General features: G+C 74.6%; 25 protein-coding genes. 13 read left to right on the top strand and 12 right to left on the bottom strand.

Annotated features, from left to right (window positions below; all coding sequences use genetic code 11):
• Nucleotides 1-3: 3 nt before the first annotated feature.
• Nucleotides 4-1,359 (bottom strand): MarP family serine protease, encoded by a 1,356-nt coding sequence (locus tag ACUJ8O_RS06290; protein ID WP_206481392.1) that lies wholly within the window; start codon nucleotides 1,357-1,359, stop codon nucleotides 4-6.
• Between the two features lie 174 nt (nucleotides 1,360-1,533).
• Here ACUJ8O_RS06290 and ACUJ8O_RS06295 point away from each other — a divergent pair, with 174 nt between their 5' ends.
• Nucleotides 1,534-2,211, top strand: a complete 678-nt coding sequence (locus tag ACUJ8O_RS06295; protein WP_002854021.1) for a Crp/Fnr family transcriptional regulator — start codon at nucleotides 1,534-1,536, stop codon at nucleotides 2,209-2,211.
• Nucleotides 2,212-2,246: 35 nt separating this feature from the next.
• Here ACUJ8O_RS06295 and ACUJ8O_RS06300 read toward each other — a convergent pair whose 3' ends face one another.
• The 3 genes from ACUJ8O_RS06300 to ACUJ8O_RS06310 are packed head-to-tail and all read right to left on the bottom strand — an operon-like array spanning nucleotide 2,247 to nucleotide 3,803.
• Nucleotides 2,247-3,149 carry an NUDIX hydrolase gene (locus ACUJ8O_RS06300; RefSeq protein ID WP_371506680.1) on the bottom strand — a complete coding sequence of 301 codons (903 nt, stop codon included), beginning with the start codon at nucleotides 3,147-3,149 and terminating at the stop codon, nucleotides 2,247-2,249.
• Nucleotides 3,139-3,639, bottom strand: coding sequence for a RidA family protein (locus tag ACUJ8O_RS06305; RefSeq protein WP_095694911.1), 501 nt, complete (start codon nucleotides 3,637-3,639; stop codon nucleotides 3,139-3,141). Before ACUJ8O_RS06305 ends, ACUJ8O_RS06300 begins: the two co-directional genes overlap by 11 nt.
• Complete coding sequence (locus ACUJ8O_RS06310; RefSeq protein ID WP_010080276.1) at nucleotides 3,636-3,803, bottom strand: DUF4177 domain-containing protein; 168 nt, start codon at nucleotides 3,801-3,803, stop codon at nucleotides 3,636-3,638. The genes ACUJ8O_RS06305 and ACUJ8O_RS06310 overlap by 4 nt, the downstream gene beginning before the upstream one ends.
• 68 nt (nucleotides 3,804-3,871) lie before the next feature.
• On the opposite strand from ACUJ8O_RS06310, the gene ACUJ8O_RS06315 reads away from it, so the two are divergent.
• From ACUJ8O_RS06315 to ACUJ8O_RS06330, 4 genes are read left to right on the top strand one after another with little or no spacing between them, the layout of a single operon-like run.
• Entirely contained in the window at nucleotides 3,872-6,055 is a 2,184-nt protein-coding gene (locus tag ACUJ8O_RS06315; RefSeq protein ID WP_217565104.1) for a transglycosylase domain-containing protein, read from the top strand.
• Nucleotides 6,056-6,060: 5 nt separating this feature from the next.
• Nucleotides 6,061-7,029, top strand: a complete 969-nt coding sequence (locus ACUJ8O_RS06320) for a metallophosphoesterase (RefSeq protein WP_217565102.1) — start codon at nucleotides 6,061-6,063, stop codon at nucleotides 7,027-7,029.
• A gap of 41 nt (nucleotides 7,030-7,070) precedes the next feature.
• A complete protein-coding gene (locus tag ACUJ8O_RS06325) occupies nucleotides 7,071-8,909 on the top strand; it encodes an ABC transporter ATP-binding protein (RefSeq protein ID WP_041103979.1) in 1,839 nt (612 codons plus the stop codon).
• Entirely contained in the window at nucleotides 8,906-10,771 is a 1,866-nt protein-coding gene (locus ACUJ8O_RS06330) for an ABC transporter ATP-binding protein (protein ID WP_036338250.1), read from the top strand. The genes ACUJ8O_RS06325 and ACUJ8O_RS06330 overlap by 4 nt, the downstream gene beginning before the upstream one ends.
• A gap of 39 nt (nucleotides 10,772-10,810) precedes the next feature.
• Here ACUJ8O_RS06330 and ACUJ8O_RS06335 read toward each other — a convergent pair whose 3' ends face one another.
• From ACUJ8O_RS06335 to purD, 3 genes are all read right to left on the bottom strand, one after another.
• Nucleotides 10,811-11,866: a hypothetical protein gene (locus ACUJ8O_RS06335; RefSeq protein WP_069941148.1), complete on the bottom strand. Its 1,056-nt coding sequence runs from the start codon at nucleotides 11,864-11,866 to the stop codon at nucleotides 10,811-10,813.
• 173 nt (nucleotides 11,867-12,039) lie between these two features.
• Nucleotides 12,040-12,987 carry a phosphoribosylaminoimidazolesuccinocarboxamide synthase gene (locus ACUJ8O_RS06340; RefSeq protein WP_122054582.1) on the bottom strand — a complete coding sequence of 316 codons (948 nt, stop codon included), beginning with the start codon at nucleotides 12,985-12,987 and terminating at the stop codon, nucleotides 12,040-12,042.
• Nucleotides 12,984-14,273, bottom strand: a complete 1,290-nt coding sequence (purD, locus tag ACUJ8O_RS06345; protein WP_069941147.1) for a phosphoribosylamine--glycine ligase — start codon at nucleotides 14,271-14,273, stop codon at nucleotides 12,984-12,986. The genes ACUJ8O_RS06340 and purD overlap by 4 nt, the downstream gene beginning before the upstream one ends.
• Nucleotides 14,274-14,335: 62 nt before the next feature.
• On the opposite strand from purD, the gene ACUJ8O_RS06350 reads away from it, so the two are divergent.
• Complete coding sequence (locus ACUJ8O_RS06350; RefSeq protein ID WP_069941146.1) at nucleotides 14,336-14,605, top strand: hypothetical protein; 270 nt, start codon at nucleotides 14,336-14,338, stop codon at nucleotides 14,603-14,605.
• 42 nt (nucleotides 14,606-14,647) lie between these two features.
• On the opposite strand, the gene ACUJ8O_RS06355 is transcribed toward ACUJ8O_RS06350, so the two are convergent.
• Nucleotides 14,648-15,277 carry a response regulator gene (locus tag ACUJ8O_RS06355; protein ID WP_069941145.1) on the bottom strand — a complete coding sequence of 210 codons (630 nt, stop codon included), beginning with the start codon at nucleotides 15,275-15,277 and terminating at the stop codon, nucleotides 14,648-14,650.
• Nucleotides 15,274-16,653 carry a sensor histidine kinase gene (locus ACUJ8O_RS06360; protein WP_445373246.1) on the bottom strand — a complete coding sequence of 460 codons (1,380 nt, stop codon included), beginning with the start codon at nucleotides 16,651-16,653 and terminating at the stop codon, nucleotides 15,274-15,276. Before ACUJ8O_RS06360 ends, ACUJ8O_RS06355 begins: the two co-directional genes overlap by 4 nt.
• 186 nt (nucleotides 16,654-16,839) lie before the next feature.
• Here ACUJ8O_RS06360 and ACUJ8O_RS06365 point away from each other — a divergent pair, with 186 nt between their 5' ends.
• The 7 genes from ACUJ8O_RS06365 to purM all read left to right on the top strand — a co-directional run bounded on the left by ACUJ8O_RS06365 (nucleotide 16,840) and on the right by purM (nucleotide 23,729).
• The gene (locus tag ACUJ8O_RS06365) at nucleotides 16,840-17,991 is read left to right on the top strand and encodes an ABC transporter permease (RefSeq protein ID WP_356965122.1); all 1,152 of its coding nucleotides are present in this window, start codon (nucleotides 16,840-16,842) and stop codon (nucleotides 17,989-17,991) included.
• Between the two features lie 79 nt (nucleotides 17,992-18,070).
• A complete protein-coding gene (locus ACUJ8O_RS06370; RefSeq protein ID WP_216881144.1) occupies nucleotides 18,071-18,868 on the top strand; it encodes an ABC transporter ATP-binding protein in 798 nt (265 codons plus the stop codon).
• Between the two features lie 76 nt (nucleotides 18,869-18,944).
• Nucleotides 18,945-20,018, top strand: coding sequence for an asparaginase (locus tag ACUJ8O_RS06375; RefSeq protein WP_445373247.1), 1,074 nt, complete (start codon nucleotides 18,945-18,947; stop codon nucleotides 20,016-20,018).
• Nucleotides 20,015-20,416: a sterol carrier family protein gene (locus ACUJ8O_RS06380; RefSeq protein WP_336575410.1), complete on the top strand. Its 402-nt coding sequence runs from the start codon at nucleotides 20,015-20,017 to the stop codon at nucleotides 20,414-20,416. The genes ACUJ8O_RS06375 and ACUJ8O_RS06380 overlap by 4 nt, the downstream gene beginning before the upstream one ends.
• A gap of 141 nt (nucleotides 20,417-20,557) precedes the next feature.
• Nucleotides 20,558-20,965, top strand: coding sequence for a hypothetical protein (locus ACUJ8O_RS06385; RefSeq protein ID WP_010080248.1), 408 nt, complete (start codon nucleotides 20,558-20,560; stop codon nucleotides 20,963-20,965).
• The gene (gene purF, locus ACUJ8O_RS06390) at nucleotides 20,962-22,575 is read left to right on the top strand and encodes an amidophosphoribosyltransferase (protein ID WP_336575411.1); all 1,614 of its coding nucleotides are present in this window, start codon (nucleotides 20,962-20,964) and stop codon (nucleotides 22,573-22,575) included. The genes ACUJ8O_RS06385 and purF overlap by 4 nt, the downstream gene beginning before the upstream one ends.
• Nucleotides 22,572-23,729: a phosphoribosylformylglycinamidine cyclo-ligase gene (gene purM / locus ACUJ8O_RS06395; RefSeq protein WP_445373248.1), complete on the top strand. Its 1,158-nt coding sequence runs from the start codon at nucleotides 22,572-22,574 to the stop codon at nucleotides 23,727-23,729. Before purF ends, purM begins: the two co-directional genes overlap by 4 nt.
• Nucleotides 23,730-23,828: 99 nt before the next feature.
• Here purM and ACUJ8O_RS06400 read toward each other — a convergent pair whose 3' ends face one another.
• The 3 genes from ACUJ8O_RS06400 to ACUJ8O_RS06410 all read right to left on the bottom strand — a co-directional run bounded on the left by ACUJ8O_RS06400 (nucleotide 23,829) and on the right by ACUJ8O_RS06410 (nucleotide 26,164).
• Entirely contained in the window at nucleotides 23,829-24,818 is a 990-nt protein-coding gene (locus tag ACUJ8O_RS06400) for a hypothetical protein (protein ID WP_036314245.1), read from the bottom strand.
• A 198-nt stretch (nucleotides 24,819-25,016) separates the two neighbouring features.
• Nucleotides 25,017-25,961, bottom strand: coding sequence for a Sir2 family NAD-dependent protein deacetylase (locus ACUJ8O_RS06405; RefSeq protein ID WP_095347362.1), 945 nt, complete (start codon nucleotides 25,959-25,961; stop codon nucleotides 25,017-25,019).
• Nucleotides 25,958-26,164 (bottom strand): DUF3073 domain-containing protein, encoded by a 207-nt coding sequence (locus ACUJ8O_RS06410; RefSeq protein WP_036339330.1) that lies wholly within the window; start codon nucleotides 26,162-26,164, stop codon nucleotides 25,958-25,960. The genes ACUJ8O_RS06405 and ACUJ8O_RS06410 overlap by 4 nt, the downstream gene beginning before the upstream one ends.
• Nucleotides 26,165-26,224 lie beyond the last annotated feature (60 nt).

The raw sequence follows: 26,224 nt of genomic DNA on the forward strand, positions 1-26,224 counted from the left end.
GGCTCAGCCGCCCGGGACGCAGTCCCCCGAAGGGACCGTGGCCGTCATTTCCGGGGCCGCGGCGACGACGGGGGCGATGGTGTCCGCCGTCAGGGCGTAGCCGACGGCGTCCGAGCCCGGGGCCCGGGCGAACACCAGACCGGCCAGGTTCCCGGCCGTGTCCACCACCGGGCCGCCCGAGTAGCCGTGGCGGATGTCCGCCGCGAGGGTGTAGACGTCCACCATGCTCGCGGCACCGGTCAGGACGTCGCCGAGCGGCACCTCGCCGACGGCCTGCACGGTCGCGGGGGTGGAGGCGAACGGGCCGCCGTCGGGATAGCCCAGGACGGAGGCCGACGCGCCGCCCGTCAGCTCGGCGCCGACCGGCATGACGGGCAGGTTCGCGTCGTCGACCGCCAGGACGGCGAGGTCGTGCGCCGTGTCCAGGTGGACGATCCGCGCCGCGTGCACGCCGCGGGCGCGGTCCGTCACGGTGGGGGCGTCCACGCCGAGGACCACGTGCGCGTTCGTGAGCACGCGGTCCGGGGCCACGGCCACGCCCGAGCCGCTCTGCACCTGGTTGCACTGCGCGGCCGTCCCGGTCAGCCGGACGACGGCGGCCGACGCCGAGGAGGCGGCGGGAGTCGAGGGGGCGGCCGTCGACGTCGACGAGGCGGGGGCGGTCGTCGTGGCCGACGGCGCGGCGGCGTCGTCGGGCTCCTCGGGGGTCGCCGAGGCGGACGGGGCGGACGTCGCGGTGTCGGACGGGGAGGAGGCGGCCGAGGGCAGACCCGGCGTCGCGGCCGGGGCCGGGGCGGCGCGGACGCCGTCGTCGGACTCCGGGACGGGGGCGGGCAGCTCGAGCTCCGGCAGCACGTCCAGGTCGGCGACGGCGGAGCGCGAGCGGGCGGCCCAGGCCAGGAGCGAGTCGGGCATCACGGTGTCCAGCGCCGTGATCACCTGCGAGCGGTTCACCTCACGGGTGACCGCGGTGGAGCCGGAGGCCGCGATGGAGAACGCCACGAGCCAGAGGACGAGGGCGCCCGCGAGACCGGCGGCGAGCGCGCCGAGCAGGCGGTCGACGAGTCGCAGGGCCGGCAGGTTCACGCGCAGCCGGATCGCCTCGCCGATGGCGGCGCCCACGTACTGGCCCGCCGCCACGAGCAGGACGAGGGTGGCGATCAGCGCGGCCCACCGCCACTGCGGCGCGGTGACGAACTCCGCCACCTCCGGCAGGGCGTAGAACGCGATCGCGGCACCGCCGACCAGGCCGACGAGGTTGCCCAGCACCACCCACAGGCCGCGACGGTGGCCCTGGACCAGGAGCATCGCGAGCGCGACGATGAGCAGGACGTCCAGCCACGTCAGACCCAGCGGCATGGGCGACCTCCTTCGGATGCGACGGCACCGGCCACGCGCGGGGACCGCCCGCGCGCCCGGTGGAGGATCCAGGGTATCGGCCCGCACGGGGGTATGGGGCACAATGGACGCCAGTGAACCGGGCGGCTCCTCCGCCGCGGTGTGAGGAACTGCCCACAGAGAGGACACGCACACATGGATCTCGAGGTTCTGCGGAAGGCTCCGCTGTTCACCAACCTGGACGACGAGGTGTTCGCCATCCTCACCTCGGAGCTGACCGAGGTGGAGCTCTCCCGCGGCGCGTCCGCGTTCCACGAGGGCGACCAGGGCGATCAGCTGTACGTGATCATGTCCGGCAAGATCAAGCTCGGCCGCACCGCTTCGGACGGCCGCGAGAACCTCGTGGCCGTGCTCGGCCCCGGCGAGATCTTCGGCGAGATGGCCCTGTTCAACCCCGCCCCGCGCAACGCCACCGCCACCGCGGTGTCCGCCACGCGCCTGGCCGGTCTGCGCCATGAGAACCTGCGCCGCGCCATCGCCTCGTCGCCGGATGTGTCGGTCCAGCTGCTCCAGGCCCTGGCCCAGCGCCTGTCCAAGACCAACGAGTCCCTGGCGGACCTGGTGTTCTCGGACGTGCCGGGCCGCGTGGCCAAGGCGCTCCTGGACCTCGCGGACCGCTTCGGCCGGCCGGCCGCGGACGGCCTGCTGGTGGCGCACGACCTCACGCAGGAGGAGCTCGCCCAGCTGGTGGGCGCGTCCCGCGAGACCGTGAACAAGGCCCTGGCCGAGTTCGTCCAGCGCGGCTGGATCCGCCTGGAGAACCGCGCCGTGGTCATCCTGGACCTGCAGCGTCTGCGTCAGCGTTCGCGCTGACGCCCCCCGCCCTGCCGTGGAGCGGGCCACCCCGGTCAGTCCCGGGTGGCCCGCTCCACGCGCATCCGGGGGGTGCCGTCGTCGCCGGCCTCGGTGACCAGGTGGTATTCCGGCACGGGGTCGCGCCGGGCACAGGGCGTGACGGAGAGCAGGAAGGCGGCGGCCGTCCGGTGCGCCGCGACCCGACGCACCATCACCTGCGTCAGTGGGGTCGCCACCTGGTCGAAGGGCGCCGTGCCCTCCGCCCCGGCGGGTCCGGGCAGCCGCAGCGGGCCGGCGAGCGCGCGACGCGCGGGCACCCACGCCTGGAGTTCGGGACCGGGTTCCTCTGCTGTCGGCGCGGACTGCAGCGGTGGGGTCGTCGTAGCGAACACGGCCGTGTCGAAGCGTCGGTGGACGTGGGGCGCGGATTGCCAGCGCATGACGGGGCGCAGCAGGTCGGTGCGCAGTCCGAGGCCGCGCGCGGCCAGCAGGCGGGGCAGGCTCTCCGAGCCCTCCTCGAGCGAGCTGCGGCCCCCGCCCCAGGTCTCGATGCGCGCCGTGGCCACGACGTCCGTGTCGGAGCGGCCGGCGAGGAGCACTCCGGCCTCGTCGTGGAGCTCGCGGACGGCGGCCACCACGTGCTGCCGCGCACGCCGCCGGTCCGTGGTCCCGAACGTGCGGGCCCACTGGGAGGGCTCGGGCCCGTACCACGGGCAGGAGTCGGCGTCGGACTCGATGAGCGCGCCGCCGGGCAGGCCCACGCGGCCGAGCGGGGTGCGTCCCGCGCGGTGGCGGAGGAAGACCTCCGGGCCGTCGTCGCCGTCGCGTACGAGCACCACGGCCGACCCGGGCCGGGCCGGGCGGACCTGGCGGAAGCGCCGGTCCAGCCACTGGCGGGTGAGGTCCTCCTCCTGCTCCGGGACCGGCAGCAGCATGCCGGCCGGGTCAGCGGACACGGACGGTGATCTCCACCTCGACGGGAGCGTCCATGGGCAGCACGGCCACGCCGACGGCGGAGCGCGCGTGGCGGCCGACCTCGCCGAAGATCTCGGCCAGCACGTCCGAGGCGCCGTTCACCACGCCGGGCTGACCGGTGAACGCGGGGTCGGAGGCCACGAAACCGACGACCTTGACGACCTGGGCGACTCGGTCCAGGTCCCCCAGCAGCTCGTGCACCGCGGCCATCGCGTTCACGGCGCACGCCCGCGCGAGCTCCTGGGCGCGTTCGGGGGTGACCTCCGCGCCCACCTTGCCGGTGGCGTGCAGGGCGCCGGCCACGAAGGGGAGCTGGCCTGAGGTCAGCACGAGGTCGCCGTCAAGCAGGGCCGGGACGTAGGAGCCGACCGGCGCCGCGACGGCGGGTCGGTCGATGCCGAGCGCCGCGAGGCGGGCCGCGACGGCGCCGTCGCCCCAGGTGGGGGCCGAGGACTGCGCCGTCACGTTCACGCCGCCTTCGGACGCTTGAGGTAGGCCACGGGGTTGTTCCCCTCGGGGCCCGGGATCACCGTGACGAGCTCCCAGCCGTCCTCGCCCCACTGGTCGAGGATCTGCTTGGTCGCGTGGATGAGGAGGGGGATCGTGGCGTACTCCCACTGCGTCTGCTGAGTCATGGGACCCACCCTAGCCACCGGCGCGGACCCCGGAAGAGGTCCCAGGTGCCCGCGCTACACTCGCGCCCATGGCCTCCCGCACGACCCGCTTCCCCGCCCCCTCGAGCGCTCTCGGCCGCCTCCTCGCCTTCGTGGGCCTCTCGGCGGTGGCCGGCCTGCTCGTGGCGGCCCTCCTGCTGCCCGTCGCGGGCCTGGCCGGTGTCGCCGCCGCGTCGGGCCGGGAGATGCTGGAGGAGCTGCCGGACGAGCTGCCCGCGGAGCCGGTCTCCGTCCCGTCGCGCATCCTCTCGGAGGACGGTGAGGAGATCGCCGTCTTCTACGAGGAGAACCGCACCCCGGTCCCGCTGGACGAGATCTCGGAGCACATGCAGCACGCGATCGTGGCCATCGAGGACGAGCGCTTCTACGAGCACGAGGGCGTGGACGCACGAGGCCTCATCCGCGCGACCGTGAACAACGCCACCTCCGACTCCACGCAGGGCGCCTCCACCCTCACCCAGCAGTTCGTGAACAACATGCTGGTGAACGTGCAGCAGATCCGCGGCGACTCCCGCCTCACGCTCTCCGGCTCCAAGAACATCGCGGACAAGGTCAAGGAGATCAAGCTCGCGGTCGCCGTCGAGAAGCAGATGTCGAAGGACGAGATCCTCGAGGGCTACCTCAACATCGTGCTGTTCTCCGGCCGTTCCTACGGGGTCGAGGCCGCCTCGCAGTACGTGTTCGGCAAGTCCGCCGCCGACCTGGAGAGCTGGGAGGCCGCCACGCTGGCCGGCATGGTCCAGTCCCCCACCCGGTTCGACCCGGCCCGCAATCCGGAGGAGGCCACGGAGCGGCGCAACCTCGTGCTGAACGCGATGAAGGACAACGGCTACCTCTCCCAGGAGGAGTACGACCACGCCGTCGCCCAGCCGATGGAGGTGGTCATGGAGTCCCGCCCCTCGGGCTGCCTCTACGCCAAGTTCGGCACCTACTTCTGCGACTACGTGGAGCGGCAGATCCTCGCCGACCCCACGTTCGGCCCGGACGTCCAGTCCCGCCAGGCCCTGCTGGACCGCGGCGGGCTCACCATCCGCACGACGATCGACTCGACGCTCCAGAAGGAGACCGAGAAGAACCTGCGCGCCTCGGTGCCCAACAACGAGTCGCTGGGCGCCGGCCACGCGCTCACCTCGGTGGAGGCCGGCACCGGCAACATCCGCACCATGGCCCAGAACACCGAGTACGCCATCCAGGACGAGCTCGGCCACACCTCGCTGAACTTCAACGTGGACAAGCAGTGGGGTGGCGGCCAGGGCTTCCAGGCCGGCTCCACGCTCAAGCCCTTCGTGGCACTGACGTGGCTGCGCAACGGCAACCGCCTGGTCGACTCCGTGGACGCCTCCCGGAACGTCTACCCCACGGGCACGCGGTTCGCTGCCTCGTGCCGCCCGGGCGGCTACACCACGGTCGGCGGCACCTGGCAGTTCAAGAACGTGGTCCCGGGCATGCTGCGGCAGGTGCGCGTGGACGAGGGCCTCTTCTGGTCGGTGAACACGCCGACCGTCGCCACCGCGTACCAGCTGGATCTGTGCGACATCACGAGCCTCACCACCCAGCTGGGCGTCACCCGCGCCCTGGACAGCTCCCCGTTGCAGCCGGACGACCCGTCCTTCCTGCTCGGCAAGGACTCGGTGGCCCCGCTCTCCCTGGCCGGCGCGTACGCCGCCATCGCCGCGAACGGCCTGTACTGCGAGCCGCGCGCCATCCTGGAGGTCACGGACACCGCCGGCAACCAGTACGACGTCGCCGACCCGCAGTGCGACCAGGTCATCGACCCGGACCACGTCCGGGAGCTGATGCCGGTCCTGCGCCACATCGGCGGCTTCAACATCGCCGAGGAGGGCGCCGGCTACGAGTTCGGCGGCAAGACGGGCACGAACGACAACGTGTCCTCCACGTGGTTCGTCGGGTTCACCAACAAGCTGGCCACCGCCGTGTGGACCGGCCGCTACAACAACCTGAAGACCATGACGGGCGAGACCGTCAACGGCGAGGTCCGCAACCCGTTCTACTCGACCTCCATCAACGGCCCGTCCTGGCTCGAGTACAACCAGTTGGCCAAGGAGAAGTTCCCGCCGGGTGAACTGCCCGAGTGGGACGGCCCGCAGTCGGAGGACCCGGGCGAGGCCGGCGAGCACCCGGACGGACGCCAGTTCCACATCGACGACCTGGACCGGGGCGGGCCGTTGCCCGAGGCGGTCCCGGGCTACTGACCGCGATGCGCCCCGCCGCCTCCCGCACCCGCCGCATGCTCCGTTCCGCAGCGCCTGCCGCCGTCGGGATGGCCACGACGGCGGGCCTCGGCCTGGCCTGGGGCCTCGTCGAGGCCGAGGCCCGGACGGTGCGCACGCACCGACTGGCCGTACTGCCGGCCGGGTCGGCGCCGCTGCGGGTGCTGCACCTCTCGGACATCCACCTGCTGCCCCGGCACCGGGCCAAGCGGGCGTGGCTGCGCGGATTGGATGTACTCGAGCCTGACCTCGTGGTCAACACGGGGGACAACGTGTCCGCCGCGGCGTCGGTGCCGCTCGTGCTCGACGCGCTCGGGCCGCTGCTGGCGCGGCCGGGCGTGTTCGTGCCCGGCTCCAACGACTACTACGCGCCCAAGGCGGCCAACCCCCTGCGGTACTTCGCGGGCCCCTCGCGCATGGACGCGGACCGGCCCCGGCTTCCCTCCGACGTCCTGTTCGGCGCGTTCCGCGCCGCCGGCTGGGCCGACCTGACGAACCGGGGCGTCGCCCTGGCCGTGCCGACCCGCGCCGGGACCACGCTCCAGGTCCTCGCCGCCGGCACCGACGACCCGCACCTCGGTCTGGACGCCTGGGCCGGCTTCCCCGGCCCCGCACACGACGACGGCGCCGGGCGGCCCGGCGGCGACGGGCGGTTCCGGCTGGGCGTCACCCACGCCCCGTACCGCCGCGTGCTGGACGCCATGACCGTCGACGGCGCCGATCTGCTGCTCGCCGGCCACACCCACGGCGGGCAGGTCTGCGTGCCGTTCCTCGGCGCGCTCGTCACCAACTGCGACCTGCCGCGCCGGCAGGCCTCCGGGGTCTCGACGTGGACGGCCGCGGGGCGGACCGTCCCGCTCGAGGTGTCGGCCGGCCTGGGGACCGCGCCGTCCGCGCCCGTGCGGTTCGCGTGCCGGCCCGAGGCCGTGGTGCTGGACCTGGTCCCGCGGGGCTGAGCCGCCTGTCCCGTCCGGGGCCGCGGGTACAGTGGAGCCCCGTGACCCGCACCACCTCTCCCGGCGCCTCGTCCCTGCGTGACGCCCTGGGCGGGATCGCACCGTACCTCGAGGGCGTGCGGGCGCGCTGGGTGCTCGGGCTCGCCTCGGCCATGGCGGCGGGCCTCGTGGCCCTGGCCATCCCGCAGGTCATCCACCTGCTCGTGGACACCGTGTTCACGGAGACCGTGCTCGCCCGGCCTTCCTCCCCCGACTCCCGCGCGGACGTGTGGCGGGCCGCCGGCCTGCTCACCGTGCTCGGCCTCGCCGAGGCCGCGTTCATCGGCCTGCGCCGGTACTTCATCCTCCCGCCGGCCGCCGGGGTGGAGAACCGGGCGCGCATCGCCCTGTTCGAACGGCTCCAGCGCCTGCCGGTGGCGTTCCACGACGCGTGGCCCTCGGGGCAGCTGCTCTCCCGGGCCCAGGGCGACCTCTCGCTCTTGCGGCGGTGGATCGCGTTCGGCTCGGTCATGCTCGTGGTGGACGTGGTGACCATCACCGTCGGCCTCGTCCTGCTGTTCCTGCTGTCTTGGCAGCTGGCCCTGCTCTACCTCGCCGCGGCCGTGCCGATCATGTGGGCGTCGTTCGGGTTCCGCAACGACTTCCGCGCCGCGTCCCGGCTCTCCCAGGACCAGGCCGGGGACCTCGCCACGTCCGTCGAGGAGTCGGTGCACGGCATCCGCGTCCTCAAGGCGTTCGGCCGCGGCGCGCACGCCCTCGACGGCTTCCGCGGGCGCGCCCGCACGCTGCAGGGCACCGAGGTGCACAAGGCCTCGGTGCTGGCCCGGTTCATCGCGCTCATCGTGGCCCTGCCGGAGACGGTGCTGGGCCTGGGCCTCGCCCTGGGCCTGTGGCTCGTGGCGACCGGGGAGCTGACGGTGGGCGCGCTCGCCGCCTACTTCGCCACCGCGGCCGTGCTGGCCGGCCCGGTCGAGTCCGTGGGCCAGCTGATGGGCATGACGCTCTCGGCCCGCACGGCGATCGACCGCCACGTGGACGTCCTCGCCACGCCCGTGGACATCGCCTCGCCCACCGGGGAGGCCGCCGTCGTGCCCCCGGCCACCGGCGCGCTCGCGTTCCGCGGGGTGCGCTTCCGCTGGCCGGACGCGGACCCGGGGCGCGGGGAGCGCGACCTGCTCGACGGCGTCGACCTCGAGCTGGTGCCCGGCGAGACGATGGCCCTGGTCGGCGCGACCGGCGCCGGCAAGTCGACGCTGCTGCAGCTGGTCCCCCGGCTGCTCGACGTCACGGCGGGCTCCGTCTGCGTGGACGGGGTGGACGTGCGCCGGATGCCGCTCGAGGAGCTGCGCCGGCGGGTGTCCGTGGCGTTCGAGGACGCCACGCTGTTCTCCGCGACCATCCGGCAGAACGTGCTGCTCGGCGCCCCGGCGGACGTGCTCGCGGACGGCCTCCACTCCCCCGCGGCGGACGCCCTGCTCGACCTCGCGCTCGAGACCGCGCAGGCGGGCTTCGTGGCGGACCTGGCGGACGGCGTCGAGACCGAGATCGGCGAGGAGGGCCTCAGCCTCTCCGGCGGACAGCGCCAGCGGATCGCCCTCGCCCGCGCGATCGCGGCGCGCCCGGACGTGCTCGTGCTGGACGACCCCCTCTCCGCCCTCGACGTGCGCACCGAGGAGACCGTGACCGCGCGCCTGCGCGAGGTCCTCGACGGGACGACCACCCTGATCGTGGCGCATCGTCCCTCCACCGTGGCCCTGGCGGACCGGGTCGCGGTGCTGGCGGACGGGCGGATCGAGGACGTGGGGACGCACCCCGAACTGCTGGCCCGCAGCGCCGTGTACCGGCACATCATCTCGAGCCGACCGGAGGAGCAGGCATGAGCGCCGCCGACGTGAGCCGCGTGCGCGGCGTGGGGGCCGAAGAGGACCTCGACTACACCCGCGCGGAGCGCCGCCACATCCGGCGCCGGTCCTTCCGGCTGCTCGGCGAGCTCGCGCGGCCGGTCCGGGGGACGCTGCTGGTCACCGTGGTCTTCGTGCTCGTGTCCAACGCGGCGCGGGCGGCCGGGCCGCTGATCATCGCCTGGGCGATCGACGCGGAGCTGCCGCGCGTCGTCGAGGCCGTGCGGGCCGGCGAGTCCGTCTGGCCCATCCTCGTCCCCGTGGGCGGGGCGTACGTGGCGGCGGCCCTCGTCTCCGGGGGCCTGCTGGGGGCGTACACGTGGCTCACCGCGCGGGCCAGCCAGGCCATGCTGCTCAGCCTGCGGCTGCGCGTGTTCCGGCACACGCAGCGGCTGAGCCTCGGGTTCCACGAGCGGTACACGTCCGGGCGGGTGATCTCGCGGCAGACCTCGGACCTGGAGGCGCTGCGGGAGCTGCTGGACCAGGGCGTGTCCTCGCTCGTGTCCGGGCTGATGTTCATGTCGTTCACCGCGGCGTCCATCCTGCTGCTGGACCCGCCGTCGTTCCTCGTGCTGCTGGGCGCGGCCGTGCCGGTGGCGATCGTGACGCGCTGGTACCAGGTGCGGTCCGAGGAGGCGTACCGGCGGTCGCGGGTGTCCTCGGCACGGTCGATCGTGCACTTCGTGGAGACCATGACCGGCATCCGCGCGGTCCAGGCCTTCCGGCGGGAACGGGACAACGACGCGCGGTACCGCGACTTGGCCACGGCCTACCGGGACGACATGGTGGCCACGCTCAACCTGTTCGGCATCCTGCAGCCGGTGCTCGTGGCGACGGGCAACCTCACGGTAGCGGCGCTGCTCGTGACCGGGGGCCTGCGCGTGCTCGACGGCGACCTCGAGGTGGGGGTGCTCGTGGCGCTCCTGCTGGCCGGACGGCGCGTGTTCCAGCCCATGGAGATGGTGGCGATGTTCTACTCGTCGCTGCAGTCCGCGACGGCGGCGCTCGAGAAGGTCTCCGGCCTGCTCGAGGAGGAGCCCACCGTGGTGGAGGCCGCCGAGCCCACGCCGCTGCCCGGGGCCGACGCTCCGGGGACGGGCGTGGCGTCCGGGCGGGTGGAGTTCCGGGACGCGGTGTTCAGCTACGGACCGGACCGGGTGGTGCTGCCGGAGTTCGACCTCGTGATCCCGGCCGGGCAGACCGTGGCCGTGGTGGGCCAGACGGGTGCGGGCAAGTCGACGCTGGCCAAGCTCATCGCCCGGTTCTACGACGTCTCTGCCGGCTCGCTGACGCTGGACGGGGTGGAGCTGCGCGAGCTCAGCCAGGCGGATCTGCGGCGCAACGTGGTGATGGTGACCCAGGAGGCGTTCCTGTTCTCCGGGTCGATCGCGGAGAACATCGCCCTCGGCCGGCCCGACGCCACCGAGGCCGAGATCCAGGCGGCCGCCCGGGCGGTGGGGGCGCACGACTTCATCCTGGGGCTGCCCGAGGGCTACGCGACCGACGTCGCCAAGCGCGGCGGGCGGCTGAGCGCGGGACAGCGGCAGCTCGTGTCGTTCGCGCGGGCGTTCCTCGCGGACCCCGCCGTGCTGATCCTGGACGAGGCGACGTCGTCGCTGGACCTGCCGAGCGAGCGTCTCGTGCAGGCCGGGCTGGAGCGGCTGTTGGGGAACCGGACGGCACTGATCATCGCCCACCGGCTCAGCACCGTCGAGACCGCCGACCGGGTGCTCGTGATGCACGACGGCCGGATCGTCGAGGACGGCAGCCCCGCCGAGCTGGTGGCGGCCGACGGGCGGTTCGCGGCGCTGCACCGGGCCTGGGAGGACTCGCTCGCCTGATGGGCCCCGGGCCGGGCACTTTCGAACGTGAGAGAGGGCCTATCCCACGTTCGAAAGTGCCCATTCGCCCGATTTCACGTTCGAAAGTCCTGCGGCGGGGGCGGGAGCGGAGATGGTGGAGGTCGCCCGCGCGGCCCGGTCGTGGCGGACGACGGCGGCCACCACGGTCCGGAAGTCCTCGGCCAGGTCGGCGCCCATCACCGTGATGGACAGGTGGCCGGCCTCCTGCCAGAGACGGTCCCGCCGTGCGTCGCGTCGCTGCTGCTCCGGCGTGCGATGGTGGCCGCCGTCGTAGTGGAGGGCCACGCGGGACCGTTCGACCACCATGTCCGCGTCGGTCCGCTCCCCCGCCGGTGAGACCAGCTGCGCCTGCAGGCGCGGCTCGGGGAGGCCGGCGTCGAGAAGCGCCAGCCGCAGTCGCGTCTCCGGAGGCGAGTCCGCCCCCACCCGGATCAGCGCCAGCGCGGCCCGAGCCACCCGCACGCCCTTGAACCGGCCCGCCCGCTCCAGCGCCGCGGAGAGCCGCGACGCCGTCGTGCGCGGCGGGAGTCGGGACCCGTCCACCCACGGACGGTTCACGAGCGCGTCCCCCGCGACGACGGCGTCCGCCACCTGATCCGGCCGCAGCAGGGAGCAGAGGTCCACCCACGTCCGCTCGAGCGAGGTGACCGGGACCCCGTGCACCTCCACGCGGTCCTCGGCCGGCACCGTGCGTCCGTGGCAGGCGACGCCCGCGCGCCCCGTCCGACCCGTGCGGTGCGGCCGGCTCACGTGCACCCGTGTGTCCTCCTCGGCCCACCACGGCAGGACGAGCCCGTGCAGCCGCGCCGCCGTCAGATGCGAGGCGACCCCACGGGTCAGAGCCACCACGACAGCGGCCTCCTCCGGCGGCAGGGCCGCCACGGGGCGGGGGTATCCGAGCGCGGCCCACGACCCCGGCACGTCGACGACCGCGCGGTGTGCCCCGTGGGTGACCTGGCGCAGGTCGAGGCTGCGCAGCCGGTCGGAGGAGAGGGAGAGGCGGTCCAGGGCTTCGCGCCGGGTGAAGACGCGGCCGGCGAGGGCCGGCGGAAGGGGTGCGGGGCGGCGTGGCATGCGGTCAGGATGCGGGCGCCGTCGTCGTGGGCGGGCGTCCGACCCCCTCCTGTGCGGGGCCGGGCCCCTGTGCAGGAGCCGCCCCGCCCCGCCCCGGACTTTCGAACGTGAAATCGGGCGAATGGGGACTTTCGAACGTGAGAGAGGGCCTATCTCACGTTCGAAAGTGCGGGTCAGGCGTCGAAGGGGCGGCCCGTCAGGCGCTCGTACGCCTCCACGTAGCGGTCGCGGGTCTTGGCCACGACGTCGGCGGGCAGCGCCGGCGGGGCCTCCCCGCTGGTCTTGTCCCAACCGGAGTCGGGGCCCGTGAGCCAGTCGCGGACGAACTGCTTGTCGAAGCTCGCCTGGGGGCGGCCGGGCTCGTAGTCCTCGGCGTCCCAGAACCGGGAGGAGTCCGGGGTGAGGACCTCGTCGCCCAGCACCACCTGGCCGGTGGCCGGGTCCACACCGAACTCGACCTTCGTGTCCGCCAGGATGATGCCGGCCTCGCGGGCGATCGCCTCGGCGCGGGCGTACAGGTCCAGGGTGAGGAACCGCAGGCGCTCGGCGGCCTCGGTGCCCACGCGCTCGACCATCTGCTCGAACGTGATGTTCTCGTCGTGCTCGCCGACCTCGGCCTTCGCGGACGGCGTGAAGATCGGCGGGTCGACCCGCGAGCCGTCCACGAGCCCGGCGGGCAGCGGCAGGCCGGCCACCGTGCCCGACGCGCGGTACTCGGCCAGGCCGGACCCTGTCAGGTAGCCGCGGGCGATGCACTCCACGGGGAACATGTCCAGGCGCTTGACGACCATCGCCCGCCCGGCCACGGCCGCGGGCACGTCCGTGCCCACCACATGGTGCTCGACCGGCTCGGCGTGGGCCCCGTTGTAGCCCTCGGCCAGCTTCTCGAACCACCACAGGGTCAGCCGGGTGAGGATGGTGCCCTTGTCCGGGATCGGCGGCTCCAGCACGTGGTCGTAGGCGCTGATCCGGTCGGAGGCCACCACGAGCAGCGTCGCGGACCGTCCCGGCTCGGCGTCGGCGGGCTCGTACAGGTCCCGCACCTTGCCCGAGTAGACGTGCCGCCAGCCCGGCAGCCAGAGGGCCTCGGCCCCCGTGAACCCCACGCGCTCCCCGCTCACTTCGCTCCCCCCGTCCCGGGCACGGTGATCTCGCCGCGCTCGGCCTTGAGTCCGATGTCCGTGCGCCACTGGGCCCCGTCGAACCGGATCCGCTCGACGCCCGCGTAGGCGCGCTCACGCGCCTGGGCCAGGTCCGCCCCGCGCCCGACGACGGCCAGCACCCGGCCGCCCGCCGTCACCACGTCCTCACCGGACGCCGCGGTGCCGGCGTGGATCACGTGCACGCCCTCGAGGGCGGCCGCGTCGGCCAGCCCGGTGATCACGTCGCCCGTCGAGGAGGAGGCCGGGTAGCCGGCCGAGGCCATGACCACGTCCACGGCGACGTCGTCGCTCCACTCGAGCCGACGGTCCGCGCCGAGCCGGCCGGCCGCGGCGTCGGCGAGCAGCCCGCCCAGGGGTGTCTCGAGGCGGGCGAGCACGGCCTGGGTCTCGGGGTCGCCGAAGCGCACGTTGAACTCGATGACCTCCACGCCCTTGGCGGTCACGGCCAGGCCACAGAACAACACGCCCGTGAACGGGGTGCCGCGGCGGGCCATCTCGGCGAGCACGGGGCGGGCCACCCGGTCCATGACCTCGTCCGTGAAGCCCTCGGGCAGCCACGGCAGCGGCGTGTACGCGCCCATGCCGCCGGTGTTGGGGCCGGCGTCGCCGTCGTGGATGCGCTTGAAGTCCTGCGCGGGGGTGAGGGCGACGGCGTCCTCGCCGTCGCAGATCACGAAGAGGGATACCTCGGGGCCGTCCAGGAAGTCCTCGATCACCACGGTGCCGCCGGCGGCGAAGCAGGCCTCGGCGTGGGCGAGGGCCTCGGCGCGGTCGGAGGTGACCACGACGCCCTTGCCCGCGGCCAGGCCGTCGTCCTTGACGACGTGCGGGGCGCCGAACTCATCGAGGGCGGCGGCGGCCTCCGCGGCGGTGGTGCACACGCGGGAGCCGGCGGTGGGCACGCCCGCGGCGGCCATGACCTCCTTGGCGAAGGCCTTGGACGCCTCGAGCTGCGCGGCCGCCTGCGAGGGGCCGAACACGGCGAACCCGGCCTCGCGCAGGGCGTCGGAGACGCCGGCGGCCAGCGGGGCCTCGGGACCGACGACGACGAGGTCGGCCCCCAGCTCGCGCGCGAGCTCCACGACGGCGGCCGGGTCGGTGGCCTCGACGGCGTGGAGGGTGGCCAGGTCGGCCATGCCGGCGTTGCCGGGCGCCGCGTGGAGGGCGCTGACCTGCGGATCACGGGAGAGGGCGGTGAGCAGCGCGTGTTCGCGGCCGCCGTTGCCGAGCACAAGGGTCTTCACGAGCCTCAAGCCTACGCGGTGGCCCTGGCCCGGTCCGGCCCGTGGCCCCTACGGTGGAGCGCATGACGATGCCTCCCCTCCACCACGGTCAGCCCGGCGACGACCGTGATCCCCGTGACCCCCGCCACCGGCCCGGTGCGGGGCTGGGACCCGGGCTGCGAACGGCCTGGACGTTCGTCGGCGTGATGTTCACGTGCGCCCTGATCGTCTTCTGGACGCTGCGGGGGCTGGGCGTCCAGCGCGGCGACCTCAGCCTGCCCGCCGCGCTCGGCGTGCTGGCGCTGGCCGCCGTCGCCGCGGCGGTGATCACCCGGTACGTGCGGCGCCGCTGAGCAGGACCGGGTCCGCGGGGGTCGGCCGCCCCGGCCTGTCGGTCAGCGGATGATGCGCCGTCGCCGGGCCTCGTCGACGGCGCGGGTGCGGTTGTCCACGCCGAGCTTCTGGAAGATGTGCACCAGGTGCGTCTTCACGGTGGCCTCGGAAATGAACAGCTCCTTCGCGGCCACCTTGTTCGTGGCGCCCCGCGCGATCAGCTCGAGCAGCTCGATCTCCCGCTCGGACAGCACCTCGGAGCCGCCGGACATGCGCCCCATCAGCGTGGCCGCGACCTGCGGGGCCAGCGCCTTGTGCCCCGCCGCCGCCTGCCGCACCGCCGAGGCGATCTCCTCGCTCGGGGCATCCTTGAGCAGGTAGCCGGCGGCGCCCGCGTTCACGGCCGCGAGGATGTCCGCCTCCGTGTCGAAGGTCGTCAGGATGAGCACCTGCACCCCCGGCCACCGCTCCCGCACCGCGCGGGTGGCGGTCACGCCGTCCATGCCCGCGCCCATCTGCAGGTCCATGAGCACGACGTCCACCGCGGGCTCGCCCGCCTCCAGGACGCCGATCGCCTCCGCCCCGTCGGCGGCCTCGGCCACCACGGTCAGGTCCGGGTGCGCTTCGACAACGGCCCGCACCCCCGCCCGCACCACGGGGTGGTCGTCCACCAGCATCACGCACACGTTCATGCGGTCTCCTCGCTCTCGGTCTCCTCGGGATCCGCGCCCCGGCCGGCCCCGGCGGCGACCAGCGGCACCCGCAGCGCCACCACGGTGCCCTCGCCAGGGGCCGACTCGACGGTGGCCTCGCCGCCCACCGCCGCGAGGCGCTCGCGCACGCTCGCCAGTCCCACGCCGGTCCCCGCCCCCGGGTCGGCGCCGGAGGCTCCGGCCCGGGCGTGGGCCGCGACGACGGCCGGGTCGAACCCCGCGCCGTCGTCGGCCACGTCCACCGTCAGCTCGTCGCCGAGGTAGCCCAGCGTGACGCGGGCGCGGCGGGCGCCCGCGTGGGCGCCGACGTTCGCCAGGGACGCCTGCACGGCCCGCAGCACGGCGGTCTCCACGGCCTCGGCGACCGCGACCGGCTCGCCCACGACCTCGACGTCCGCGGCCACGGGCGTCCCGGCGGCGGCCTGCCGGTCGGCGAACCCGGTGACCGCGCGCTCGAGCGCCTCGACGAGGGACGGTGCCCCGGTGCCGCGCAGGTCGCGGACGAAGCGGCGGGACTCGGCGAGGTTCTCGGCGGCCGTGGCGCGCACGGTCTCCATGCGCTGCCGGGCGAGGGCGGGGTCGGCGGCGTCGAGCGCGTCCTGGGCCGCGCGCGAGACCAGCACGATCGAGGCCAGCCCCTGGGTGAGGGTGTCGTGGATCTCGCGGGCGAGCCGCTCCCTCTCGGCGCTCACCCCCGCCCGGTGCTCGGTGCGCGCGAGCTCGGCCTGCGCGGCGCGCAGCTGCTCGGCCACGGCACGCTGGCGCTCGGACTCGGCGTGCAGGGCGCGGTACGCCCCGGAGAGCACCACGGCCACGGCGGCGCCCACCAGCGGACCGATCACGGCCGGCACCCGCACGCCGCCGGCGCCCGCCGCCATCCCGGCCACCACGACGACGGCCATCGCCACCACCAGCGCGGGCCCGACCACGTGGCGCACCCAGGCCTGCCGGGCCACCCGGTCGACCACGTGCAGGACGACGAAGAAGAGGGGGAAGGCGACCCACGCGAAGTCGCCGTGGTGGGCCACGAGCAGGCCCCACAGCAGCAGCACCAGGGCCAGCCAGGCGACCGCCGGACCGCGGCCGACGTCGTCGCCCCGGGCCCACCGGCGCCGCTCCAGCACGGTCCCGGCCAGGTAGACGCCCGCCAGCGCGGCGGTCAGCAGCACCAGGGTGGTGGCCGGGAACGGACCGGAGGACGCCTCCGGGGACCGGTCCGCGAGCGCGCGCGCCAGCCCCACGGTGAGCAGCGCGGCGAACGTGACGTGCAGGGCCACGCGCAGGCCGGCGAGCACGGCGGTGGTGCCGGTCTCGGTGGGCGCGGGGGGCACGGCGGCGCGGGGTGCGACGGACATGGCTCCACCCTAGGGCGCGCCCCGGACGCGACAACGCCCCCGGGCCCCGGGGCCGCGCCGCTGCGCCGCCGGGATCAACCATTCGGTTGACCGGGTCCAGCCGCCGCGGGCGATGTGGCGACCCCTCCCCGCGCGAGACCGTGGAGGCAACCTCAGGACAGACCTCGTCAGGAAAGGACGCGCCCCGTGTTCCTCGCACTCCGCGACCTCCGCTTCGCCACCGGACGGTTCGCCCTCATGGGCTCCGTGGTGGCCCTCATCAGCCTGCTGCTCGTCATGCTCTCCGGCCTCACGGCCGGCCTGGGCGGGCAGAACACGGCCGCGATCGACCGCCTCGGCGAGCAGGGCGTGCAGCGTCTGGTCTTCGGCGGTGCGGCGGGCCAGGAGCCCACCGCGTCGTTCACCCAGTCCGAGTTCACCGTGGCCCAGCGCGACGCGTGGGCGGCCACGGACGGCGTGGCCTCCGTCGAGCCGCTCGGTGTGAGCCAGGGCCGGGCCATCGGGCTCGAGCACCCCGTGGACACGGACCCGCAGGGCCGCGCGGACGTGTCCGGCGAGCCCACCACCGGCGTGGCCACCACCGCGTTCATCGGTCTCACCCCGGGCGGCTCCGACGCGCCGGCCGGCGTCGAGCTCGGGCAGATCGTGCTCAGCCAGGACGTGGCCGACTCCCTCCACGCCCAGGCGGGTGACGCCGTCGCGGTCTCCGGCTTCGTCTACACCGTGGCCGACGTCGTGCCGACCGAGTACTACTCCCACTCCCCCGTGACGTGGCTGGCGCTCGAGGACTGGAACGCCATCTCGCACACCGCCGACGACGCGGTGCTCGGCACCGCCGGCCTCGTGCGCTTCGACGCGGGCGCCGACGTCGACGCCGTGGCCGCCGCCGGCGACGACGCCGCGGGCACCGTCGCGGAGACCGTGAAGGGCTCCTACGCCGCCCTGCCCAGCTACCGGTCCGAGAACGGCTCCCTGATGACCATGCAGGGCTTCCTGTACGGCATCTCGGCGCTCGTGGTGATCGCGTTCCTGTCCATCTGGACGGTGCAGCGCACCCGCGACATCGCGGTGCTCAAGGCCCTCGGCGGCTCGAACGGCTGGGTGCTGAAGGACTCGCTCGCGCAGGCCGCGTTCGTGCTCGTCGGCGGCGTGGCCGTGGGCACCGGGCTGGCCGCCGTGATCGGCGCGTTCGCGGGGCGGGCCGTCCCGTTCGAGCTCTCGTGGGCCACCACCGCGGTGCCCGCCGCCGGGGTCCTCGTGCTCGGCATGCTCGCCGCCGTCGTCGCGGTCTTCCGCGTCACCCGGATCGACCCGCTGGTCGCCCTCGGCGGCAACTGAGCGCCCCGACGACGGCGCCGCCCGGCGCCGTCGTCCCCCTCGGCTCCGCCTCGCCCCCGCTTGGAGAAAGGACCTCCCCATGACCGCCCTCACCGCCCCGCAGGCCGACCTCGACGCCCTCCGCATCCCGGCCGCGGCGGCCGCCCACCGCGTCGCCGGCGAGCGCTCTGCCGCCGCGTCCGACGCCATCCCCGCGCTCTCCGTGCGCGACCTCGTGCTGGAGTACCCGGACGGCGAGCGCGGCGTGCTGCGGGCCCTGGACGAGGTGAGCCTGGACCTGCTCCCCGGCACCTTCACCGCGATGGTCGGCCCGTCCGGCTCGGGCAAGTCCTCCCTGCTGGCGGTGGCCGCGGGCCTCGTGACGCCCACCTCCGGCAGCGTGTCCGTGGCCGGCCGCGAGATGGCCGGACTGTCCCGGAAGGAGCGCACCGCGCTGCGCGGCCAGGAGATCGGCATGATCTTCCAGCAGCCGAACCTCATCCCGTCCCTGACCGCCGCCGAGCAGCTCGAGCTGACCGTGCACCTGGACCGCGACGCCACCCGCGCCGACCGCAGGGCCGCCAAGGCCCGGGCCCTGGAGCTGCTCGAGCGCGTCGACCTGGCCGACCAGGCCGGCAAGCGCCCGCACCAGCTCTCGGGCGGCCAGCGGCAGCGCGTGAACATCGTGCGCGCGCTCATGGCCTCGCCGACGCTGCTGCTCGTGGACGAGCCCACCTCCGCCCTGGACCGCGAGCGTTCGGCCGCCGTCGTGGACCTGCTGGGCACGCTGACCCGCGAGGAGCAGGTGGCGACGCTCATGGTCACACACGACCACGAGTTCCTCTCCGCCACGGACCGCACCCTGACCATGGTGGACGGGCGGCTCTCCGCGGAGTGAGCCGCTGACGCCGCCGGACCCGGCCCACCGGCCCCGGACGCCCGGCGCGTCCGGGGCCCTCGCTACCCTGGACCGCATGACCCACGCCACCGTCGCCCCCGCGGGCGAGACCTTCGCCCTGTCCGACGCCGTCGAGCTCGTGGAGACCGTCCGCAACGGCTTCGTCGAGTCCCGGACGGCGGGCGCCGCCGTCGTGACCGGCCCCGACGGGCGGGTGCTGGCCGCCCTCGGCCCCGCGGACGCGCTGATCTACCCGCGCTCCACGCTGAAGCCGTTCCAGGCCATCGCGTCGCTGCGCCACGGGGCGGCGCTGGAGGGTGAGGCCCTGTCCATCGCGTGCGGCTCGCACCGGGGCACGCTCCGGCACCAGGCGCTGGCCGAGCGCATGCTCGCGGACGCCGGCCTCGACGCGTCCGCCCTGCGGTGCCCGCCGGCCTGGCCCGCGGACACCTCCGAGGTGGTCGCCCAGGTCCGCCGCGACGGCGAGGCCGCCGCCGCGACCCCGCTGGCCTTCAACTGCTCCGGCAAGCACGCCGGCTTCCTCGCGGCCTGCGCGGCGTCCGGGCACGACGTCGCCACGTACCTCGACCCGGCGCACCCCCTGCAGCAGGAGGTGGACGCGGTGATCGCCGAATACTGCGGCGAGCCGGTGGCCCACACCGGTGTGGACGGCTGCGGCGCCCCGGCCGCCGTCATCTCGCTGGCGAGCCTGGCCCGCGGCATCGGGCGGGTCGCCGCGGCGCCCGGCCGCGCCGACGCGGATCCGCACGCGGCCGCCGTCGCCACGGCGATGCTCGAGCACCCGTGGGCCGTCCACGGGGAGACGAGCTCCAACACCGTGGTGATGCGTGAGCTCGGCCTGCTCGCCAAGGCGGGCGCGGACGGCGTGCTCGTCATGGCCGCGCCGGACGGCACGGCCGTGGCCGTCAAGGCGCTCGACGGCGGCACGCGGGCCGGCGACCTGGTCGCGCTCGCACTGCTGGCCCGGTTCGCTCCGGACTACGTGGACCGGGCGACGCTGCCGGGCGTGCTGGCTGCCGTCGTGCCCCCGGTGCTCGGCCGGGGCGAGCCGGTCGGTGAGATCCGCCTGGCCGCGCCGGTGCGGGACCTCGTGGGGGACGTCCTGCCGGCTTTCGAAGCGCGGGCGTGACCACCGGCTCCGTCCCCCGCCGCCGGGTGCCTGTCGTCGAGGGCCACGCGGCGCTGCTGTCGTGGGCACGCGCCCACGCGCAGGACCCCGCGGCGGCCGCCACGCTGCCGCGCCCCACGCGGGCGACGGCGGTGCGCTTCGCGCTCGAGGAGCTGGCGACCCGCGTGCCCGGGAACTCGGTGGAGGTGCGCGTGCCGCCCTTCGGCGTCGCCCAGTGCCTCCCCGGACCCCGGCACACCCGCGGCACCCCGCCCAACGTGGTGGAGATGGACGCCGTGACATGGCTGTCTCTGGCGACGGGGCTGACGACCTGGGAGGACGCGACGGCGTCCGGGGGCGTGCGCGCCTCGGGCGTGCGGGCCGACCTCGGCGCGCACCTGCCGCTCGTGCGGCCGTGAGCGAGGGGTGCCCGGCAGTCCTCTCGGCGGCACCGACCGTTCGAACGTCGGCACCGTTCCTCGTCGCGGGATGCCGGAGTGCCTGCACCGCCGCGGGCACGCGCGACTGGCCCCAGCGGCCGACTCGATAGACTGGCGCGCATGACCTCCGCCCCCGAGCCGACCCCCGATCAGCGCGCCTACACCGTCCGTCGCGCCCCGCGGCTGACCGCGGTGCTCGCGGTGGCGCTCGCGCTCGGCCTGCTGATCGCCCTCGTGATCACCACCGCGGTCCACGCCTCCCCCACCCCGCCCGCGGACCCGTACTCCGGCATCCCGCTCTCCTTCTCGGAGACGTTCGGCTTCGCGGCCCTGCTGAGCATGCTCGGCACCGGCGTGCTCGGACTGCTCGTGTGGCTGCTGCTGGACCGCCGCTCCCGGTCGACCGCGCGCACCGTGGTCCTCGAGCGCACCGACGACCCGGCCGTGGCGGACGTCCGCCTGGACCGCGTGGACGCGGGCGCCCCGCCCGCCCGCACCACCCCCACCGAAAGGACCCCCGAGCAGTGATCGCACCGCGCACCCGACGAGGCGACGGCCGCCTGACCGCCGCCCTCGACCCCCAGGACCAGGGGCCGCAGGACGAATGCGGCGTGTTCGGCGTGTGGGCGCCGGGCGAGGAGGTCGCGAAACTGGCCTACTACGGCCTGTATGCGCTCCAGCACCGCGGCCAGGAGTCCGCGGGCATCGCCGTCTCGGACGGCGGGCGCATCGCCGTCTACAAGGACATCGGCCTGGTCTCCCAGGTGTTCGACGAGGCCACGCTCACCGCGCTGAGCGGCCACATCGCCGTCGGCCACTGCCGCTACTCCACCACCGGCGTGAACAAGTGGGCCAACGCCCAGCCCACCCTGGGCGCCACCGCCGACGACGGCACGGTCGCCCTGGCGCACAACGGCAACCTCGTGAACTCCGCGGAGCTGCTGCGCATGGTGCACGCCGAGGAGGGCCGCCACACCCACGGTGAGATGAAGCAGGGCAACACCACGGACACCGCCCTGGTCACGGCCCTGCTGCACGGCGCCCCCGGGGACCGCCTCGAGGAGACCGCCCTCGAGCTGCTGCCGAAGATCCGCGGCGCCTACTGCTTCGTGTTCATGGACGAGCGCACCCTCTACGCCGCCCGCGACCCGCAGGGCGTGCGCCCGCTCGTGCTCGGCCGCCTCGAGCGCGGCTGGGTGGTGGCCTCCGAGCAGTCGGCCCTGGCCACCGTCGGCGCCTCGTTCATCCGGGAGGTCGAGCCCGGTGAGATGATCGCGATCGACGACGAGGGCATCCGCTCCACCCGCTTCGCCGAGTCGAAGCCGGCCGGCTGCGTGTTCGAGTACGTGTACCTGGCCCGGCCGGACGCCACGATCGCCGGGCGCTCCGTGTACGAGTCCCGCGTGGAGATGGGCCGCCGCCTCGCGCTCGAGCAGCCGGTCGAGGCCGACGTCGTGATCCCCGTGCCCGAGTCCGGCACGCCCGCCGCCGTGGGCTACGCGGACGCCTCGGGCCTGCCGTTCCGCCAGGGCTTCGTGAAGAACGCCTACGTGGGCCGCACCTTCATCCAGCCGTCCCAGACGCTGCGCCAGCTCGGCATCCGCCTCAAGCTCAACGTCCAGTCCACCGTGGTGGCCGGCAAGCGCGTCGTGGTGGTGGACGACTCGATCGTGCGCGGCAACACGCAGCGCGCCGTCGTGCGGATGCTCAGAGAGGCCGGCGCCGCCGAGGTGCACGTGAAGATCTCCTCCCCTCCCGTGAAGTGGCCCTGCTTCTACGGCATCGACTTCGCCACCCGCGCCGAACTCATCGCCAACGGCGCCGCGGTGGACCAGATCGCCGCGTCCATCGGCGCCGACTCGCTGGCCTACATCAGCGAGGAGGGCATGATCGAGGCCACCGGGCAGCCGCGCGAGCGCCTGTGCACCGCCTGCTTCACCGGCGACTACCCGATCCCACTGGCCGACGAGGGCGAGCGTGGCAAGGGCCTGCTGGAGCCGGTCGCCGTGTCGCCCGCGTCCACCGTGGTGCTGGACGAGGACGGCGAGACCACCACCGTGACCGCCACGGGCTGCGAGCCCGGCCCGGACGCCGACGACGAGAAGCTGCTCACCGAGACGGACAGGACCCCGCTGTGACCCCGAACCAGACCCCCTCCTCCGCCGCCCCGATCACCTACGCCTCGGCCGGCGTCGACGTGGAGGCCGGCGACCGCGCCGTCGAGCTGATGAAGGACGCCGTGAAGGCCACCCACACCCCCGAGGTCATGGGCGGCATCGGCGGCTTCGCCGGCATGTGGGATGCCTCCGCGCTGCTGCAGTACCGCAAGCCGCTGCTGACCACGTCCACGGACGGTGTCGGCACGAAGGTGGCGATCGCGCAGGCGATGGACAAGCACGACACCATCGGCCAGGACCTCGTGGGCATGGTCGTGGACGACATCGTGGTGGTCGGCGCCCAGCCCCTGTTCATGACCGACTACATCGCATGCGGCAGGGTCGTGCCCGAGCGCATCGCGGACATCGTGCGCGGCGTGGCCGAGGGCTGCCGCCTGGCCGACACCGCGCTCGTGGGCGGCGAGACCGCCGAGCACCCGGGCCTGCTGGCCGCGGACGAGTACGACGTGGCGGGCGCGGCCACCGGCGTGGTCGAGGCGGACATGGTCCTGGGCGCGGAGCGGGTGCAGTCCGGCGACGTCGTGATCGGCATGGCCTCCTCCGGCATCCACTCGAACGGCTACTCGCTCGTGCGCCGCGTGGTGAACGCCGCGGGCTGGTCCCTCGACCGCGAGGTCACCGAGCTCGGCCGCACCCTCGGCGAGGAGCTGCTCGAGCCGACCCGCATCTACTCCCGCGCCTGCCTCGACCTGGTGCAGCGCCTCAACGGCCACGACGGCGGCTCGGACCTGCCGGTGCGCGCGTTCAGCCACGTGACCGGCGGCGGCCTGGCCGCGAACCTGGCGCGCGTGCTCCCGCGGGGCCTCATGGCGACCGTCGAGCGGGACACCTGGTCCCTGCCGCCCGTGTTCCGCCTGGTGGGCGAGCTCGGCCGCGTTCCGCAGTCCGACCTCGAGCGCACCCTCAACCTCGGCGTGGGCATGGTGGCCGTGGTGGACCCGGAGGTGGCCGCGAAGGCGATCTCCGTGCTCGTGGACGCCGGCATCGACGCGTGGGAGATGGGCACCATCGGCGCCCTCACCGACGACGCGGCGGCCGCGGGCCTGGACTTCGTGCATGGCGCCAAGGGCGTCGACGGCGGCGCCGTGCTGATGCGCGGCCAGTACGCCGCCTGACCCCCCGGGGGCGTTTTCGTTCGGGAAACGGCGGCCTCCGGAGCGTTTTCGTTCGGGAAACGGCGGCCTCCGGGGCGTTTTCGTTCGGGAAACGGCGGTTCACGACGCGAAGATCCGCCCGCCGAGCCGGGCCCGGTGCGTCTGCACCTCGGCGACGACGCGCCGGAAGTCGTCCCGCGCGTCGTCCACCGTGGCCCAGATCTGCGTCCAGCCCGCGCGCGCCCATCCCTCGTCTCGCCACGAGTCCACCGCGAGCTGTGCAGGATCGAGGTGGTGACCGCCGTCGTAGTGGACCACCAAGCGCCACTGCCGCCACCCCAGATCCGCGTCCGGTGACCGGGCCCGGCCCGGGTGCAGCACCAGCTGGAGCTCCGGCTCGGGCAGGCCGGCGTGGAGCAGGGCCAGTCGCAGGGCTGTCTCCTGCGGGGAATCCGCGCCCACCCGCACCAGCTCGAGTGCGGCACGGGCGGTGCGCACTCCCTTGAACCGTCCGGCACGCAGGAGCGCGGACCGCAGGGCCGCCGTCGTGGTCCGTGGTGAGCGACGCCCCTCCGGCGACCACGGCCGATGGATGAGGGCGTCCCCGGCCGCCACGACGGGCTCGAGCATGCCTGGACGAAGCAGCGCGGCCAGATCCGCCCAGGATCGCTCCAGGCTCGTCAGGCGGATCCCGTGGAGGGCTGTGACGTCCGCGGCCGGGACGAGGCGGGCATGCGAGGTGATCTCCGGTCGGACGCTCGCCCCGCGCGGGTGCGGCCGGGACACGTGCACCGTGCCGTCCTCCGCCAGGAACGGCGGCAGCGGCACGCGGTGCAGGAGCAGCGCCGTGAGGTGGGAGGCCACTCCCCCGCTCGCCTCCACGATCGCGGCCGTCTCCTCCGGCGCGAAGGGAGCGGGCGCCTCGGCGTAGCCGAGATCCGCCCACGAGCCGAGGTGGTCAGTCCGGAGCCGATGGACCCCATGCGTCACGCGCCGCACGTCACCGCCGCGGACCAGTCGCTCCGAGACCCCGGCCGCGCGCAGGTCGCCACGGGTGAACGGCCGGCCGGTCTCGACGATGTCCGGCAGGGGCAGGGAAGACGTGTCCATGCCCGTGACGATGGCTCAACCCGGCCTATCCCGCCCGCTCAGGAGCACCCACCGTGGACGACGACGCCGGCGGCGCCACCTGTGCAGGAGTCGTGCGTGGCCCCGGGCCACCCGGTGTCCACACCCCCGGCGCCCGCCGTTTCCCGCACGAAAACGCCCCGGCGTCCGCCGTTTCCCGAACGAAAACGTGGGTGGGGGTCAGAGGCGGGCGTCGAGCCAGGCCAGCGCGTCGGCGACCGGGGCGCGCCAGCGCCAGCGGGCCTTGGCGTCGGCGCGGGTGGGGCCGAGGTTGATCAGCCCCGTCTCATGCCCGGCCCGCTCGGCCCGCAGCACGAACCGGTAGCCGCTCATCACGGCCAGCGAGGTGCCGACGGCGAGCACCGTGCCGCCGTCGTCGGCCATCGCCTCCGCGGCCGCGCGCCGCGCCGCGGGCACGGACTCACCGAAGTACACGACGTCCGGCTTGAGCTTCACGGAGCCGCAGACCCGGCAACCGACCATCGTGAACTCCTCCACCCAGTGCTGGTCGAGGGAGACGTCGCCGTCGGGGTTCACGGCGTCCGGGTCGATCGCCACGCGCTCGAGGTAGCCCGGATTGGCGGCCTCGAGCCGCAGGTCCAGGTCACGGCGGGACTCGGTGGCCCCGCAGTTCAGGCAGGCCACGCGCGCCAGGTCGCCGTGGAGCTCGATCAGCCGGTCCTCCGGCATGCCCGCCGCGCGTCCGGCCTCGGCGTGCAGCCCGTCCACGTTCTGGGTCAGGATGCCGGCGATCCGCCCCTCGGCCGCCCAGCGCGCGAGGATGCGGTGCGCCTCGTTCGGCCGGGCCTGGTCCATGCGGCGCCAGCCCACGAACGAGCGCGCCCAGTAGCGGTGGCGGGCGGCCGGGTCGTCCCGGAACTCCTGGTACGTCATCGGCCGGTGGCGGTGCAGGGACCCGTTCGGCCCCCGGTAGTCCGGGATGCCGGAGTCCGTGGACACGCCGGCCCCGGTGATCACGAGCGGGCGGAACTCCTCCATCAGACGCAGCAGACCCCGAGACGCCGTCTCGGGGTCCTGCAGCGGTGCTGTCTCATCCACCACCCTGGCGATCGACCGCAGGGCGGCCTGATGCCCGTCCAGGGCCGGATGCCGTGCGGGCGTCATCGCGCCCGTGCGTCGTCGTCCTCGTCCTCCGCGTAGAGGTCCTCGTAGGGATCCTCGTACTCGGGCTCCTGGTCCGGCTCCGGGCTGCGCGTGCGCCCGCCCGTGAGCTCTCGCTCCAGTGCCGAGAGGTCTGTTCCGGGAGAGAAGTACTTCATCTCCCGTGCCTGCTTCGTGGCCTTAGCCTTCTGACGGCCGCGCCCCATGAGCGTGACCCCCTTCGCATCTCTCGCCGCCTCGGATCTGTGGCGCACAGGGGCCCGCCG

This window comes from Micrococcus sp. EWR3.9.1, from assembly GCF_052615555.1.